Here is a 15418-nt window from a genome sequence, read left to right on the forward strand (position 1 = left end):
CGCCAGAGCCGATGGTATTGCCGTAACAGGTGGGAGAGTAGGTCGGTGCCTAATTTTATACTAAAAGCCCTTGCATAATCGCAAGGGCTTTTTTGCGTTTATAGGCTTACGTTTCTATATTCATATTCTATTCGAATGATAGTAGTTACTAGCTAAGGCATGTTACCCGTAACAGAATTTACGAGTGACGTAATTTCGAGTGAGGGAGTGATTAGCGATCAGTTATGGAAATAAAACGTGCTTACTTATCAAGGTTCCTGCGTAACTTGCTACTTAGTACGCAATATTCATATCTATTTACTAACTGCTAGTTCCTCATGACTTCGATACTCCTTGTATAACCATTTTCTATATGTATCTTTGCATCCGAAGATGGCAACACTATTAGATACAGGGATTAAACCTTACAATCATTACGGTGCGTACTTGAAAGAAAAGTACAACGGGAAGAAAGTTTTTAAGGTTATTGTGGATGGAAACTTTACTTGTCCGAATAGGGACGGGAGTAAAGGTTACGGTGGTTGCACCTATTGCAATGTGGATTCGTTTACGCCAGATACAGCGCGAAAGATTCCATCTATCCGTGAGCAGGTAGAAAATGGTATTGAGCGTGCGCGGAATTCGTACGGCGCCGAGAAATTTGTAATTTATTTTCAGCCGAACACCAATACCTACGCGCCGACGCATTTATTGAAAATGATGTACGATGAAGCGTTAAGTATTTGTCCGGAACACACCGTTGGTCTATCCGTTGGAACGCGGCCCGATTGCCTGGATTTTGAAAAGATTGCCTTGCTGGAGAGTTATACAGATCGCTATGATGTGGATTTGGAAATGGGCATGGAATCCATTTACAACGAAACGCTCGAACGAATTAATCGCGGATGCTTGCATGATGAATTTTTGGACATCATGAAGCAGTTGGAAGGTTCTAAGTTGGAGCTTTGTGTGCACACCATTTTCGGTTTTCCTTGGGAAACGGAAGAAATGATGTTGAAGTATGCGAAGGAAATCAATAAGCAACCACATATCAAGTTCGTTAAACTTCACCATTTGCATATCGTGGAAGGTTCGATTATGGGCGTGAAATTCAAAAAGGAACCTTTCAAGCTTTTTAGTTTGGAAGAGTATACAGAATTTTTAGCCAAGTTTATTCCTTTGTTACGACCTGATATTATTATTCAACGTATTTTCGGAATTGCAGACAAGGAATTGTTAATCGCTCCTAATTGGGATATGCCAAAATCGAAAATTCAAACGGAAATTGATAAGGGATTAGAGGCGAGAGGAGTAAGACAAGGATCAGCATATCAAGCGTAGCTTTTCAGCCGATCCTTATCGAAAGTTTTTAATCAGATTTTGAGAAAAGTCTGATTTTTTATTTTTCTGCCAAGATGGATGTCAAATCCGCTGGCGAATAGTTTACGGATTTCAATGTTTTGTGATCACCTTCGCGGAAAACCAAAAACAAATCATCCACTTTCTTATAATACGATTCTACCCCTTTTTCGAGATAATGTGCTTGTGTTTGCAACGCTTCTTCCTCTGTTTTGCAAGCTTTGCTCATGTTGGAACGTTGTACTTCTTCGAACAACGCATTGAACTTATTCTGCAGTCCGAATTCCAAGATTGCTCCCGATAATACATATTGGATATCACACAGCGCATCAGCTACTTCTACTAAATCTTTATTTTGAATAGCTTCTTCCAATTCTTTCAATTCTTCAGCAATCAAAGAAACACGTAGTGCACTGCGATTTTCTGCAGGAATTTGAGGTTCTTCCAAGATCGGATGTTGGAATGTTTTATGAAACTCAGAAACGGATGTTAAGCATTTAGGATCTATCATTTTTCTATTTTAATTTCTTCAAAAATACGATTTAACAATACAATTTGCCAACTCATAAAAAAGGCGCTTTGCAGCGCCTCGGGTATTTTATTTCATTAAGTGTTTCAACTGAATCAACTCGCGTTCGTCTAGGTAGCGCCATCTGCCTCGTGGCAAATCTTTTTTCGTCAAGTTCGCATAAACTACGCGATCCAATTTAACGACGTCGTAACCTAGATGTTCGAAAATACGTCTAACAATACGGTTCTTACCACTATGGATTTGAATGCCGATTTCTTTCTTGCTCGCTCCAGTTACGTAGCTCACTTCATCCGGTTTGATCAAGCCATCTTCCAATTCAATACCAAATTGGATTTTGTTCATATCTCCTTGCGTCAAACTTTTGTTGAGTTCTACGTGGTAGATTTTGCTCATGTTATTTCTAGGATGAGATAGTTTCTCCGCCAGATTACCATCGTTTGTCAACAACAATAAACCTGTTGTGTTTCTATCTAATCTTCCTACCGGATAAATACGTTCTTTAGTAGCTTTCGATACCAACTGCATCACTGTGCGGCGTTCCTGTGGATCATCCGTAGTGGTAATATAATCTTTCGGTTTATTCAAAAGTACGTACACCATTTTCTCGCGCTTAAGGCGCTCATTGTTGTAACGGATTTCGTCTTTTGCCGGATCTACTTTTGTACCTAGTTCAGTGACTACTTCACCATTAACCGAGATTACACCAGCCCCAATTAATTCATCCGCCTTACGGCGAGAACAAATACCGGAGTTGGAAATGTAGCGGTTCAAACGGATTGTTCCGTCATCTTTAACTTGTCCGCTCGCCGGTTTTTTCGCTTGTGCGAATTTTCTGTTTGGGAAACGTGGCTTATCGTCGCCGTTATCCTCGCGTTTTACGAAAGGCTTTCTATCTCTGAAAGATGATCTTTTGCCGTCTTGAGACTGCTCATCGCGATCTGTGAACGAACGTTTTTTGAAACCATCGCGTTGTTTGAAATCCGGGCGGGACGAATTGCTGCGTCCGAAACCTTCTTTCTTGCCGAATTTTTCATTGCTTCTGCCTGTTCCGCGCTCTTCTGAAGAACGGCGGTTGTCGCTTCCAAATGGTTTGCGGTCATCTGCCGAACGGCGACCTTCGCTATTATATGGCTTGCGATCTTCCGCTCCGCGGAACGATTTTTTTGCAAACCCATCCCCTTGACTTCTTGATCCGCGCTCTTCGCCGCGATTATCTTTGAATCTTTTGTCGGATGAAGAAAAATTTGATTTTGGACGATCAGAACCGCGGGATGGGCGATCCTCATTACTTCTACCTCTTCTGGTGCTGTCGTCACGACTGTTCCTTTTGTTATTGAATGGCATATTGAGTTTTTTATTAGCGTGCAAAGGTACGATTATTTTTGTATTTATCTATTATTCAATGGATTTTGTAACCTTTATTTGTAGTGCTACAATGACGCATCGTTTGTAACTGTTTGTAAATTAAATAAATCGTTCGTATATTTGTCGGCTCAATTTACCAAGTTATCATTTTCCCCTGCATTTTAGTAGTTTTTGGGGACGGGTAACATTAAGGAAGTGGATGATTAAAATAAAAGCTTTGGCTTGTAGTGTAGCTCTTGTCGCTATTGTTCTGACAAAATTATACTCAAGCTCAAATGTCGAAACGGCGCAAAAAGGGACCAATCCTGTGGCGTGGGAGTTCGACAAAAAACAAAAAGTTGAGGCAACGGAAGATTCTACCGAACGCGACTCGTACTGGAGCGACGTTACATTTGCCGAAGAGGAAGTACCATTGGACGATCCAGCTGTGAAAAATAAGCTGACTACTTACCTCAAAAGATTTTCCTACAAGAAAATTCAATCGTACAAAATGCATCGCAAAGCAGATGAATATTTGCCGCGCATCGCAGCGATTCTAGCATCGTACGGTATTCCAGATGATTTTAAATACATTCCGGTTGTGGAAAGTGATTTAGATCCGAAAACGTCTTCGCATAAAGGTGCCGGTGGTTATTGGCAGTTTATTCCGTCGACCGCAAGGTTGTATGGTTTGCGCGTGAATGCGCAGGTGGACGATCGTTTGAACTTGGATAAATCAACACACGCTGCTGCAAAGTATTTGAAGTATTTGTACAACCAGTTTGGCGATTGGACGTTGGTAGCTGCGGCGTACAATGTTGGCGGAGGCAGTTTAAAGCGCTCTATTCGTCGCCAAGGAACGGAAAGCTATTATGCGCTTAATCTGAACCGCGAAACTGGATCGTACGTGTACAAGCTGATTTCTGTAAAATCTGTGATCGAAAATCCCGATCGCTTTGGTTACAGAAGATTAGCAAAAGCAGATACAGAAACACAAACTGCTGCAAACGGAATGCTCTAAGCATCCCAACAACAAAAACGGAGAAAGTCCGCAAGCCATTGGTTTGTGGACTTTTTTTGTTTTCGGAGAATTTGTGATATAGATCACCTTTTTCGGTATACTTCATCATTAGCGCGGTGTGCGCGGATATCTACTTTTGGATACACATAAATACGTAGAACCATGCACATTCAGCAATTTGATTATGACAACAAAATTGTCCGAAACTTTGGGGTAGCGACCATTGTTTGGGGTATTGTTGGCATGACGGTTGGCTTGCTCGTTGCTTTGCAGCTGATCTGGCCGGCAATGAATTTTTTAACCCAGTACACGACCTTTGGTCGGGTGCGCCCCGTACATACCAACGCCGTCATTTTTGCCTTCGTCGGCAACGGAATCTTTATGGGTGTTTATTATTCCTTACAGCGCGTACTCAAAGCGCGTATGTTTAGCGACGTACTCAGCAAAATCCATTTTTGGGGTTGGCAATTGATTATTGTGGCTTCGGCGATAACGCTGCCATTAGGACTAACCAGTTCCCACGAATATGCGGAAATGGAATGGCCGATTGATGTTGCGATCACTTTGATCTGGGTTGTATTCGGTATCAACATGTTCGGCACCATTATCAAACGTCGCGAAAAGCATATGTATGTTGCCGTTTGGTTCTACATAGCGACGTTGGTCACTATTGCTGTGCTCCACATCGTAAATTCGATTCAAATTCCCGTTAGCTTTTGGAAAAGTTATTATGTATATGCCGGTGTACAAGATGCCTTAGTGCAATGGTGGTACGGACATAACGCGGTAGCATTCTTCCTAACGACTCCTTATTTGGGGATGATGTATTACTTCCTGCCGAAAATGGCCAATCGTCCGATCTATTCTTATCGATTGAGTATTCTCCATTTTTGGTCATTAATATTTATCTACATCTGGGCCGGTCCACACCATTTGTTGTACACCGCATTGCCGGGTTGGGTACAGTCTTTAGGCGTTGTGTTTTCCGTGATGCTCATTGCGCCTTCTTGGGGTGGTATGATCAATGGCTTGCTTACCTTGCGCGGTGCTTGGGATAAAGTTCGCAAAGAACCTACCTTAAAATTTATGGTAGTAGCGCTTACTGCGTATGGGATGGCGACGTTCGAAGGGCCGTTATTATCCCTAAAACAAGTGAACGCGATTGCGCACTTTACGGACTGGATCGTTGCGCATGTACACGTGGGCGCGTTGGGATGGAATGGTTTTATGACCTTCGCGATCTTATACTGGATTGTTCCAAGAATTTACAAAACCGAATTATATTCTAAAAAGTTAGCCAATGCCCATTTCTGGATTGGCACGTTAGGAATTTTGTTCTATGCTATTCCGATGTATTGGGCGGCGGTTGTTCAAGGCTTGATGTGGAAAGATTTTACGCCGGAAGGAGTATTGCGCAATCCAAACTTCTTGGCGACCACATTGGAAATTATTCCGATGCATATGATGCGTGCTTTTGGCGGAGCTTTATACCTCGCAGGTGCGCTGATGATGGCCTACAATTTGGTAAAAACTATGCGCGCTGGCAAGTTAGTGGCTAATGAACGTGCGGAAGCACCAGCATTAGATCATCATGCGCATGCCGAACGCTACCGTCACCGTCGGTTGGAACGTAAACCTATGCTGTTTATGGTGCTGGCATTGGTCGCTATTCTGATCGGCGGTATGGTAGAAATGATTCCGACGTTTACCGTCAGCAGCAACGTGCCAACGATTGCTTCGGTGAAACCATATAGCGCGCTCGAAATTCAAGGACGCGATTTGTATATCCGCGAAGGCTGTGTGAATTGCCATTCACAAACCATTCGGCCGTTTCGTTCGGAAACCGCGCGCTATGGCGAGTACAGCAAAGCAGGCGAATTTGTTTACGATCATCCATTCTTATGGGGATCAAAACGAACAGGACCGGATCTACAACGTATTGGAGGAAAGTACCCACATAAATGGCATTTCGATCACTTGCTCGATCCAACCATTACCTCTCCGGGAAGTATTATGCCGGCGTATCCTTGGCTCATTGAGCAAGAAATCAACTACGACGATTTATCCAAAAAATTGGCGGTTATGAAAACGCTCGGCGTGCCATACACGGATGCGGAAGTAAAAAATGCGGTTGCGAATGCTACGAAACAAGCACAGGAGATCACAACGGCGCTGGAAGCAAATGATGTAGAAGTGAGCAATGACCGGGAAATTATTGCCATCATCGCTTATCTACAACGATTGGGAACGGATATCAAAGCGAGCAAATAGCAGCGCAACAAAGAGAAGAGTAATTATTAATACTACAAAGACATGTTCAAGCAAATATCAAATCTTCACGGCGACGAAATCTATTTAATGGTTTCCCTTTGGATATTTCTCATCTTCTTCACAATGGTAATTGTGATGCTGCTAACCATGCGGAAGGATTTCACCAGTTATATGGAACAGATTCCATTGGATGAGGAGGATGCCGAAAAAGAGAATAATAACTTTTAGAACGTCGACTGATGATAACATATATAAACACGGCGATTGCTTGGCAAAGTTTGGCCGGCAACCTATTAAAAGGACAGGAAATTCACCATACCATATTTTTGATTTCTGTGGTGGTAGCCATGTTGATCATTTTGATTGCATTGTACATGATTCAGCGTGCCGTTCAAACGATGTACCGAACTACGTTTCCGGAAAGTTGGAAGGCGGAACAAACGAAGAAGATCGAAGCAACGCAGCAACGTGCGGAAAAGCGAAAACTTCAGTGGGCTGGATTGCTAGGCTTGCATAAGTTGGAAGAAGAGAAAGATTTAGTGATCGAAAATCACGACTTCGACGGTATTGCTGAGTTGGATAACCCGATTCCAATTTGGTTCAACTTTCTGTTTTACTCGACGATTATTTTCGGAATCGGCTATTTGTTTTCCTTCCATGTTTTTGGCTGGGGGCTTAATCAAGATCAAGAATACGTGCTTGAGGTGGCGCAAGCGGAGGAAGCGCGACAAGTTTATCTCAGTCAAGCAGCTAATTTGGTCGATGAAACTACGGTTACTGTGGATTCTACCGGAGCGTTAGCGGTTGCTGGAAAGGCAATCTTTTCTGCGAACTGTGCAGCTTGTCACGGTGGACAGGGAGAAGGCGGAATCGGACCTAATTTAACGGACAACCATTGGTTGCATGGCGGTAAAATTCGCGATGTTTTTAAAACGGTAAAATATGGTATTCCTGACAAAGGTATGGTGCCATGGGAACAAACCCTGACGCCAGGGCAGATTGCTGAAGTCAGTAATTACATCTTGTCTTTACGCGATAGCAAACCGGCAAATCCGAAAGCACCGGAAGGCATCGAAGTAACATACGAATAAAATAATCCAAGAACGCGTATATAATTAGTAGATCATGGATGCCGCAGCGAATACGACTAAGCGAAGTTGGATTTATGCGAAAATGCCCGCAGGAATTTGGTATAAACGCAGGCAATGGGTTGGCTATGGTTTGCTTGCTTTATTCATCCTGATTCCCTTCATCAAAATCGGACAATATCCGTTGCTGATGCTGAATGTGGTTTCGAGGAAGTTTGCAGTTTTCGGTATGTTGTTTTACCCACAGGATTTGTATCTGTTCGTATTCGGCATGCTGATCGCCATGATTGGAATCGTTTTCATCACGGCCAAATTCGGTCGGGTTTGGTGTGGTTGGGCTTGTCCTCAGACTGTATTTATGGAACTGATTTTTCGTCGAATAGAATACTGGATTGAAGGCGATTGGACACAGCAGCGTAAACTAAATGAAGGCCCGGATACCGATGAAAGAGCTTGGAAGAAATTTTTCAAACACAGTATTTTCCTCCTGATTTCATTCCTGATTTCAAATCTTTTTTTAGCCTACGTCATCGGCGTTGATGAACTTTGGCAAATCATCAGCGAGCCAATCGCAGCGCATACGGTTGGGTTTGTTTCCTTGCTCGTTTTTACGGCTGTATTTTATAGTGTTTTTGCGCATCTCCGCGAAATCGTATGTATTACGATCTGTCCGTACGGACGTTTGCAAAGCGTGTTGGTAGATGATTCAACGAAAACGGTGGCATATGATTATCAACGTGGTGAACCGCGAGGGAAAGTGCGAAAAGTGGCAACGGAAGCGAAAGGAGATTGCTTGGATTGTAAACTTTGCGTGCACGTTTGTCCAACCGGAATTGATATTCGAAATGGTTTGCAACTAGAATGTGTCAATTGTACAGCATGCATAGATGCTTGCGACGCGGTGATGGACAAGCTACAAAAGCCAATTGGCTTGATCGGATTTTACAGTGCAAATGAGTTAGAAACCGGCGTGCGGACGGAGAAGAAGTCAAATCGTCGATTGTGGGCTTATGCTGCTGTGCTCGTTGTGTTAACATCCGTCTTCGCCGCGCTAATGATTAATCGCTCTCCAATTGACGGCCGTTTGTTGCGCGCCAAAGGAAGTTCTTACCAAAAGCGCGAAGACAACACAGTCAGCAACTTGTATACCTTGGAGCTGACAAATAAGTCCGGCAATGCCATTCCTTTTACTTTACGTAGTGAAGATGAAAAGATGAAGGTACAAGTGATTAATCATATCGATATGTTAGCATCAGATGGAACCGCTATGATGAGTTTCTTCCTGATTTCGCCAAAGGCGAATATCAAAACCTACAAAACGGATGTGAAATTACAGCTTGTTTCAAATGGGGAGGTGGTTAAAACTATGAAAACAACGTTCGTCGCGCCCATTGCAAACGCGGTTACCAAACAGTAAAACAGACACAATTAAAATATTAAGAACATGAATTGGGGAAATTATTTGGTGGTAGGAATGATCGCATTTATGTCGTTCATTGTCGGCTCCGTGCTTTACATGGTCAATCAGGATACCGATTCTTTAGAACAAAGCGATTATTACGATAAAGGTTTGCATTACAGTGAAGAGTACACAAGAAAGGAAAACCTATCTCGCGATAAAGCTACGCCGATTTTAAGAATCAAAACGGACACCTTGCTGGTTCATTTCGCGAATTCCGAAAATAACGGTACAATGTGGTGGAAGCGTCCTTCTGACGGACGGTTGGATCGCGAAGAAAGCTTCCGTATCTCCGATGAAAATTTACTGATTCCAATTGCTACTTATGCCAGCGGTCACTGGCAAATTCAGCTCCGCTGGGAAAGTCATGGGGTGCAATATCAATCGGATCACAATCTATTTGTGCCATAAATCATTTCAGCGATGGGCTACGCTTATTTTGCTTTTTTCATGGGATTTTTTGGCAGTATGCACTGCGCGGTGATGTGCGGACCGCTGATGTTCAGCATCACGAGCCAAGGTAAAAGTGCATGGCACACTGCTATTTCTGTTTGCTTATATCATGTCGGCCGCGTTGTCGTTTACGGATTGTTGGGGCTGCTCTTTGGTGTGCTTGGACAAATTGGGAAGATGGCGGGATGGCAACAAGCGATTAGTTTGATAAGTGGAGCGCTGCTTATAGGAATTGGCTTATTTCAAGTACTTGGTATTAAATGGAACGAATTCCAAAAGATGCAGAATCGTTGGACACAACCATTTGTCAAGAGTGTTGGCAAGTGGATGTTTCGACCGGGCGGTTCGTTGGTTGTTGGTATGTTGAACGGATTATTACCATGTGGAATGGTTTATATGGCGCTCACTTCAGCGGTTAATGCCAATGGATTGTGGGGAAGCTTTCTATTTATGGTCGCATTTGGCCTAGGAACTTGGCCGCTCATTTTCCTCATGTCGGCAATCGTTCAAATCACTAATCGACGTATTAAGTGGCGCTTTTCATGGTTCCTGCCTAGTTTGTATATCTTGTTGGGCGTTTGGTTTTTGTTGCGCGGAGCAAATTTGGATATTCCATTTCTGAGTCCGATATTATTTCCTGAAGGATCATCGCATTGCGCTTAGCTTTTCAAATCGCTAAGATAAAATCCTTTAAAAAGTATTGACTATATTCGTTTGGTCGTCAGTTTCCAACTGATCGGATGAATAGCAGATGAAAGAAATAGTTTACCAAGTTTGGCCTTTTATACAAGAATGGTATTGGATACCGTTGTTCATCTTGTATCTCGGTTTAATTTCCACTATTCTTATCGAAAACAGAAACCCGACAAAAACCATCGCTTGGGTATTGGTTATCGTTTTTCTTCCGTTTGTTGGTATTGCGCTTTATTATCTGTTCGGACAGAAATTTAAAAAAGAGAAAAAACTCAAAAAAAGTAGTCAAATTCAATTGAAGAAAAATGCTGCTGCCATCCAGCGGTTAGCACCAAAAATCAATGCTTCCTTAAATCAACTTCGCGAAGATATCGGTGATTTGAGTCGCGTTTACGCATACCTGCGTAACGAACAAATCTGCATTCCATCGCTCAGCAACGATGTGCAATTAATGCTAAACGGCGAGCAGAAATTCGAATATATGTTGAAAGCATTGGAAAATGCGGAACATTCTATTCATCTAGAATATTACATTTTCGACTTGGATCAGATTGGCAAAAAGGTCATCTCGGTGCTCGAACAGAAAGCGAAAGAAGGGGTGAAGGTTCGTCTTTTAATAGATGCCTTCGGTTCGTCGGATGTGGTAAAATATCTCAAAAAGAGCGCTACAAATATCGAATACGAAGTTTTTCTTCCCGTCACATTCACGCAATTAGCAAATAGCAATTACCGCAATCACCGAAAAATCTGTGTGGTCGACGGCCGAACTGCTTTTGTCGGAGGAATCAATATTTCCGATCGATACATCAATCCTTATGCCGATGGAATGTATTGGCGGGATACAGCTGTTCGGATTGAAGGCGAGTCGGTTACGCTGTTGCAAGTGCATTTTTGGACGTTGTGGAATCAAGCTGGCGGAGCAGATTTTGCATTGGATGAGCGTGTTATCCAACCACCGAAATCGGATGTAGGCCATGCTGCTGTTTCTTTTGCTGTCAGCGATCCCGGATCCGACGCGCCATACAATATGGAGGCATTGCTAATTGCTATTGGCTCTGCGAAAGAAAGCATTCAGTTATGCACGCCTTATTATATTCCTAGCGAGGAATTAGAAACTGCCCTGATGATGGCTGCGGCGTCCGGTGTTCGCGTCGAATTGATGGTTCCGGCAAGTGGCGATTCGTGGATCGTGCAACATGCGTCATTTTCCTTTCTCAAACCTTTGCTACAACGTGGTATCCATGTTTACCTATACGAAAAAGGATTTTTGCACGCAAAAACGGTGTGTATCGATGGGACATTGAGTTTCATTGGAACCGTCAATTTGGATATCAGAAGCTTTTATATTAATTATGAAATTGCGGCCGTGATTGCAGATCGTGAGATGGGTAAGCAGATGAACGCACAATACGAAAAAGACAAAGCAGGTGGTCGATTACTAAGCTTAGCAGATTGGGCAGCGCGGCCGCGATGGAAGAAAGGTGTTGATTCGATTTGTAGGCTATTGGCGCCATTGTTATAGTATTTTTTAGTGTTAAAAAATGGTAAGCTTTCCCTCGATTCCATGAAAAAGCGATATATTTAGCTGTTCTGAATGCACAATACATGAAATCAAAGATCAGCTTCTATTTAACCGTTTTCTTATTTTCCGTTTCCATTTTATCTTTTGCGCAGCAAAAACCGACTGTTCCTATCAATGATGTGGTAGAAAAAGTACAAGGTTATTTCGGCGTCTATCCCGTGGAAAAAGTGCATCTTCATTTCGATAAGCCGTATTATGCTGTGGGCGATACGTTGTGGTTCAAATCCTATTTGAATTACAATTTGGGTAACTACGATCCAAGTAAAATCGTGTATGTTGAGGTGTTGAATAGCCGAGATTCGTTAATTCAAACCTTGCGCGTGCAGATGAAAAATGGTGTAGGTAAAGGGCAGTTGGTGCTGGATCAGGAATTCTGGAAGCAAGATAACTATCGCTTCCGTGCATATACCAAATGGATGGTAAACTTCAACCAAGATTATTTTTACAATAAAGTCGTTCCGATTGGAGATGCCATTAATAAAAAGCTTGGAGCGATCGTCAATTTTACACCGGACGGCAATAAAACAAAAGCAACTTTACAATTCCGCGATAAATCGGGTGCGATTTTGTCGAGAAAGAAATTGAATTGGGAAGCCAATGATGGATGGGATCAGTTTGATAAAGGGAGAGCGGAAACCGACGACATGGGTCGCGTCAGCATTTCACTGTCAGCGAAGAATAAGGAGCTGATGAAAACGGGACGATTGCTGATCCAAATTGACAACAACGAGGAAAAGCTCGTTGGACAGTATTCTTTATCATCCGCGATTTGGGATGTCGACGTGCAATTCTTTCCGGAAGGTGGTGATTTGATTTCCGGTTTAGCGAAAAATGTGGCTTTTAAAGCATTGAGCAACGACGGAAAAGGAGCGAAAGTTAAAGGAAAAGTAATTGACGGTAAGAAAAACGAAGTCGCTTCTTTCGCGGATTTGGGTATGGGGATGGGATATTTTTCATTCATTCCACAATCCGGTGAAAGCTATAAAGCGATTGTCACATTCGATAACGGACAAGAAAAAACATACGATCTACCGGCCGTGGTGGATGAAGCCGTGAACTTAGTTAGTTTGCCTGCCGATGATACGCACATGCAATTGGGAATTGTAACGAGCGATAATCATTATAAAAAGTTAGAAAATAGTGCTTTTTATGTGTTCGGACAATCGAACGGACATCTGGTGTACGCCGCACAAATCGCTATGAAGAACTCTTCCGTTTTAGTAAAAGTTCCGCGCGAAAATATGCCAAACGGCGTGGTTCAGTTCACGTTGTTTACTACCGATGGCACGCCGGTTAGCGAGCGTTTAGTTTTCTGCAATTCCACTACGGAAGATTTATTGGATATTGCGGTATCCAGCGATAAAGATTCTTATAGGAGTAAAGATCCTGTAAAACTAAAAGTTGCCCTAAAAAATGGAACGGATAGCGTTGCAAGCTCGTATTCAGTGACGGTGGTGGATGAAACGAAGGTGCCTTATGATGATGATCAAGAGTTAGGAATTTTAAGCAATTTGTTGTTGACTTCCGATTTGCAAGGATTTGTGGAGAAGCCAAATTATTATTTTAATCCGAAACACGAAAATAGGGCAGAAGCTTTGGAAGCTTTATTAATGACACAAGGTTTCAGCCGTTTTGATTATAAGAAATTATTGAAGGCGGAATACCCGCAGGTGATGTTTATGCCGGAGCAAGGTATTTCTGTTTCAGGAACGTTGAGAATGAATAACGGCCGCACGCAACCGAATGGTGGATTATTATTGTCCATTCCTGCTTTAGGAATGCGCAAAGATACCTACACGGATCAGCAAGGTCGCTTCTCATTTGATGAGTTGGTATTCCCGGATTCAGCGCAAGTAACGGTCAGTGCTCGAGGTAACGATAACTTCCGTTCGCTGGTTATCAATATGGATCAAACACATTTCCCGGAAATCGATGCAAATTCGCCTTTCAAAGGTTCGTTTATTCAGAATATTGATGAACAGTTGAATCCTTATTTGGCGAACAGCAAGAAGGAATTCCGTACTTCTATCGTCATCGATGAGGTGCAAGTGAATCGCACCGTTGTCAAGAAACAAAGCAGCCGTGATTTTGGTTCATTATCTGGATTAAACATGCCAGAACACCGCATTGAAGCAGATCGGATTACGGGATGTAACGTGTTAACGATGTGTTTGAACACCTTGCTGACAGGAATCACGTATGACAACAATACTTTGAAATACTACGTTTCGCGTAATTATAATCAAGGTAGTCGTGTTCCAGTGCAGTTCTTTTTGAATGGTATGCCGATAGATGAACCGTCGTTGAACTCAATTCAGCCAGCAGAAATTGAAGCGATTGAGATTTTCCTTCGTGATGAATTGGGAACAGTAAGCCGTACTTACCAGAATGATGGGGTGGTTTCCATCATCACCAAGAAAGATGATACGCCGAAACGTCCGCGTATGTCCTTAGCAGAGATCGAGGCGATTCTGCCAAAAACAAATATTGTCGATCTGTATCCATTAGGATACGTGAAGACTAGAACTTTTTACACGCCAAAATACGATACGCCGCAAAGCAAAAACACGTCGGATTTCCGTTCCACCATTTATTGGAATCCGGATGTGTTGATTGATGGTTCAGGCGAAATGACTTTAGATTATTTCAACGGCGACGGAAATGGTCGCTACAAAGTAATTGTCGAAGGTATGGATCGAATGGGAAGTGTCGGACGACAAGTGTATTACTATCAGGTAAAGTAGTTTTTGTTTGTGAGGTGGTAAGGTTGTTGATTTGTTATGGTTGAATTCGTTGAGTTGTTAATTCGCTAGATTACTTCAGCCTCGTTCCTCAGCTTCGTAATGACGTGTTGGCCGAGGTAGATGTAAAAACTACTCAAGCCGTCAGTGCGAGGAAGCATGAAGAAGCAGTCTATTTTTAGAGTTGATAGGGTGGAATTAGGTTGAGGAGGTTAAGGTGTTGTAAAGTCGTTGAGTTGTTAATTCATACAAGATTGTTTAAACCTCATTCTTTGGTTTTATAATGAAGTTCCAGTAAGAGCAAACAAAAAAAACGCTTCATCTTTTAATAAGATAAAGCGTTTTTTATATTACGAATTCTTAGCCGATCTATCTACCGAAATCATCTTGCACGCGAACGATATCGTCCTCGTCAGAAGGGTTTTCCGCATCGGTATGTTGCCAAATTTCTGCTAAAACGCCGTAGCCATCTAAACCTACCAAGCGGTGACGCTCGCCTTGGCTCAAACGAATCGTATCATTTGGTTTCAAAATTTTCAATTCGTGTTCTTCATCCGTTGGACTTGTAACCACGCCCACTTCACCTTGAACCACGCGCCAAATTTCAGCACGACGGTGGTGATACTGCCAAGAAAGTCTTTTGTTCGGGCTTACCACCAAAATCTTCGGACTAAGTTTACCAGATATTTTTAGCTCCTGTACGTCTAATCCATCGAAATAAGTATTCGCAAATTCCTGCGCCTGATCTTCATTGATCACAAAGAAACCTCCCCAAGGACGGGTTTGATCTTCCTTGTCGATGCCGAAGCCTTCGCCAGTAAGTTTTTCCTCAATTTGTTTAAAAAGTTCGCTTTTATCAATATATGTTGCCATCTAGTATTTATTTATCTAGTGAA

At 42.5% G+C, this 15418-nt stretch carries 13 protein-coding genes; 10 read left to right on the forward strand and 3 right to left on the reverse strand.

Translation table 11 applies throughout. The annotated features are described in order from the left end of the window. Positions 1-372 precede the first annotated feature (372 nt). Complete coding sequence (locus ACFSQ3_RS06090) at positions 373-1320, forward strand: TIGR01212 family radical SAM protein (RefSeq protein ID WP_380868490.1); 948 nt, start codon at positions 373-375, stop codon at positions 1318-1320. A 58-nt stretch (positions 1321-1378) separates the two neighbouring features. On the opposite strand, the gene ACFSQ3_RS06095 is transcribed toward ACFSQ3_RS06090, so the two are convergent. Further along, the gene (locus tag ACFSQ3_RS06095; RefSeq protein WP_380868492.1) at positions 1379-1849 is read right to left on the reverse strand and encodes a pyrophosphohydrolase domain-containing protein; all 471 of its coding nucleotides are present in this window, start codon (positions 1847-1849) and stop codon (positions 1379-1381) included. Positions 1850-1936: 87 nt separating this feature from the next. Then, positions 1937-3214, reverse strand: a complete 1278-nt coding sequence (locus ACFSQ3_RS06100) for a pseudouridine synthase (protein WP_380868494.1) — start codon at positions 3212-3214, stop codon at positions 1937-1939. 220 nt (positions 3215-3434) lie between these two features. Here ACFSQ3_RS06100 and ACFSQ3_RS06105 point away from each other — a divergent pair, with 220 nt between their 5' ends. The 9 genes from ACFSQ3_RS06105 (at position 3435) to ACFSQ3_RS06145 (ending at position 14525) form a co-directional block, all read left to right on the forward strand. Beyond that, a complete protein-coding gene (locus tag ACFSQ3_RS06105; protein WP_380868496.1) occupies positions 3435-4235 on the forward strand; it encodes a lytic transglycosylase domain-containing protein in 801 nt (266 codons plus the stop codon). A 162-nt stretch (positions 4236-4397) separates the two neighbouring features. Beyond that, entirely contained in the window at positions 4398-6506 is a 2109-nt protein-coding gene (ccoN, locus tag ACFSQ3_RS06110; RefSeq protein WP_380868498.1) for a cytochrome-c oxidase, cbb3-type subunit I, read from the forward strand. 42 nt (positions 6507-6548) lie between these two features. After that, positions 6549-6734 carry a hypothetical protein gene (locus ACFSQ3_RS06115; protein WP_380868499.1) on the forward strand — a complete coding sequence of 62 codons (186 nt, stop codon included), beginning with the start codon at positions 6549-6551 and terminating at the stop codon, positions 6732-6734. A gap of 11 nt (positions 6735-6745) precedes the next feature. Further along, positions 6746-7597 (forward strand): cbb3-type cytochrome c oxidase N-terminal domain-containing protein, encoded by an 852-nt coding sequence (locus ACFSQ3_RS06120; RefSeq protein WP_380868501.1) that lies wholly within the window; start codon positions 6746-6748, stop codon positions 7595-7597. Positions 7598-7631: 34 nt separating this feature from the next. After that, positions 7632-9011 carry a cytochrome c oxidase accessory protein CcoG gene (ccoG, locus tag ACFSQ3_RS06125; protein ID WP_380868503.1) on the forward strand — a complete coding sequence of 460 codons (1380 nt, stop codon included), beginning with the start codon at positions 7632-7634 and terminating at the stop codon, positions 9009-9011. A 27-nt stretch (positions 9012-9038) separates the two neighbouring features. Continuing rightward, positions 9039-9464: a FixH family protein gene (locus ACFSQ3_RS06130; RefSeq protein ID WP_380868504.1), complete on the forward strand. Its 426-nt coding sequence runs from the start codon at positions 9039-9041 to the stop codon at positions 9462-9464. Positions 9465-9476: 12 nt separating this feature from the next. Continuing rightward, complete coding sequence (locus ACFSQ3_RS06135; protein ID WP_380868506.1) at positions 9477-10169, forward strand: sulfite exporter TauE/SafE family protein; 693 nt, start codon at positions 9477-9479, stop codon at positions 10167-10169. Positions 10170-10257: 88 nt separating this feature from the next. Beyond that, positions 10258-11721: a cardiolipin synthase gene (gene cls, locus ACFSQ3_RS06140; protein WP_380868507.1), complete on the forward strand. Its 1464-nt coding sequence runs from the start codon at positions 10258-10260 to the stop codon at positions 11719-11721. A gap of 83 nt (positions 11722-11804) precedes the next feature. Beyond that, positions 11805-14525, forward strand: a complete 2721-nt coding sequence (locus tag ACFSQ3_RS06145; RefSeq protein WP_380868509.1) for a carboxypeptidase regulatory-like domain-containing protein — start codon at positions 11805-11807, stop codon at positions 14523-14525. Positions 14526-14891: 366 nt separating this feature from the next. On the opposite strand, the gene ACFSQ3_RS06150 is transcribed toward ACFSQ3_RS06145, so the two are convergent. Continuing rightward, a complete protein-coding gene (locus ACFSQ3_RS06150) occupies positions 14892-15395 on the reverse strand; it encodes a phosphoheptose isomerase (RefSeq protein ID WP_380868511.1) in 504 nt (167 codons plus the stop codon). Between the last annotated feature and the right edge of the window lie 23 nt (positions 15396-15418).

Source organism: Sphingobacterium corticis (assembly GCF_042684745.1).
In the GTDB taxonomy this organism is placed as follows: domain Bacteria; phylum Bacteroidota; class Bacteroidia; order Sphingobacteriales; family Sphingobacteriaceae; genus Sphingobacterium; species Sphingobacterium corticis.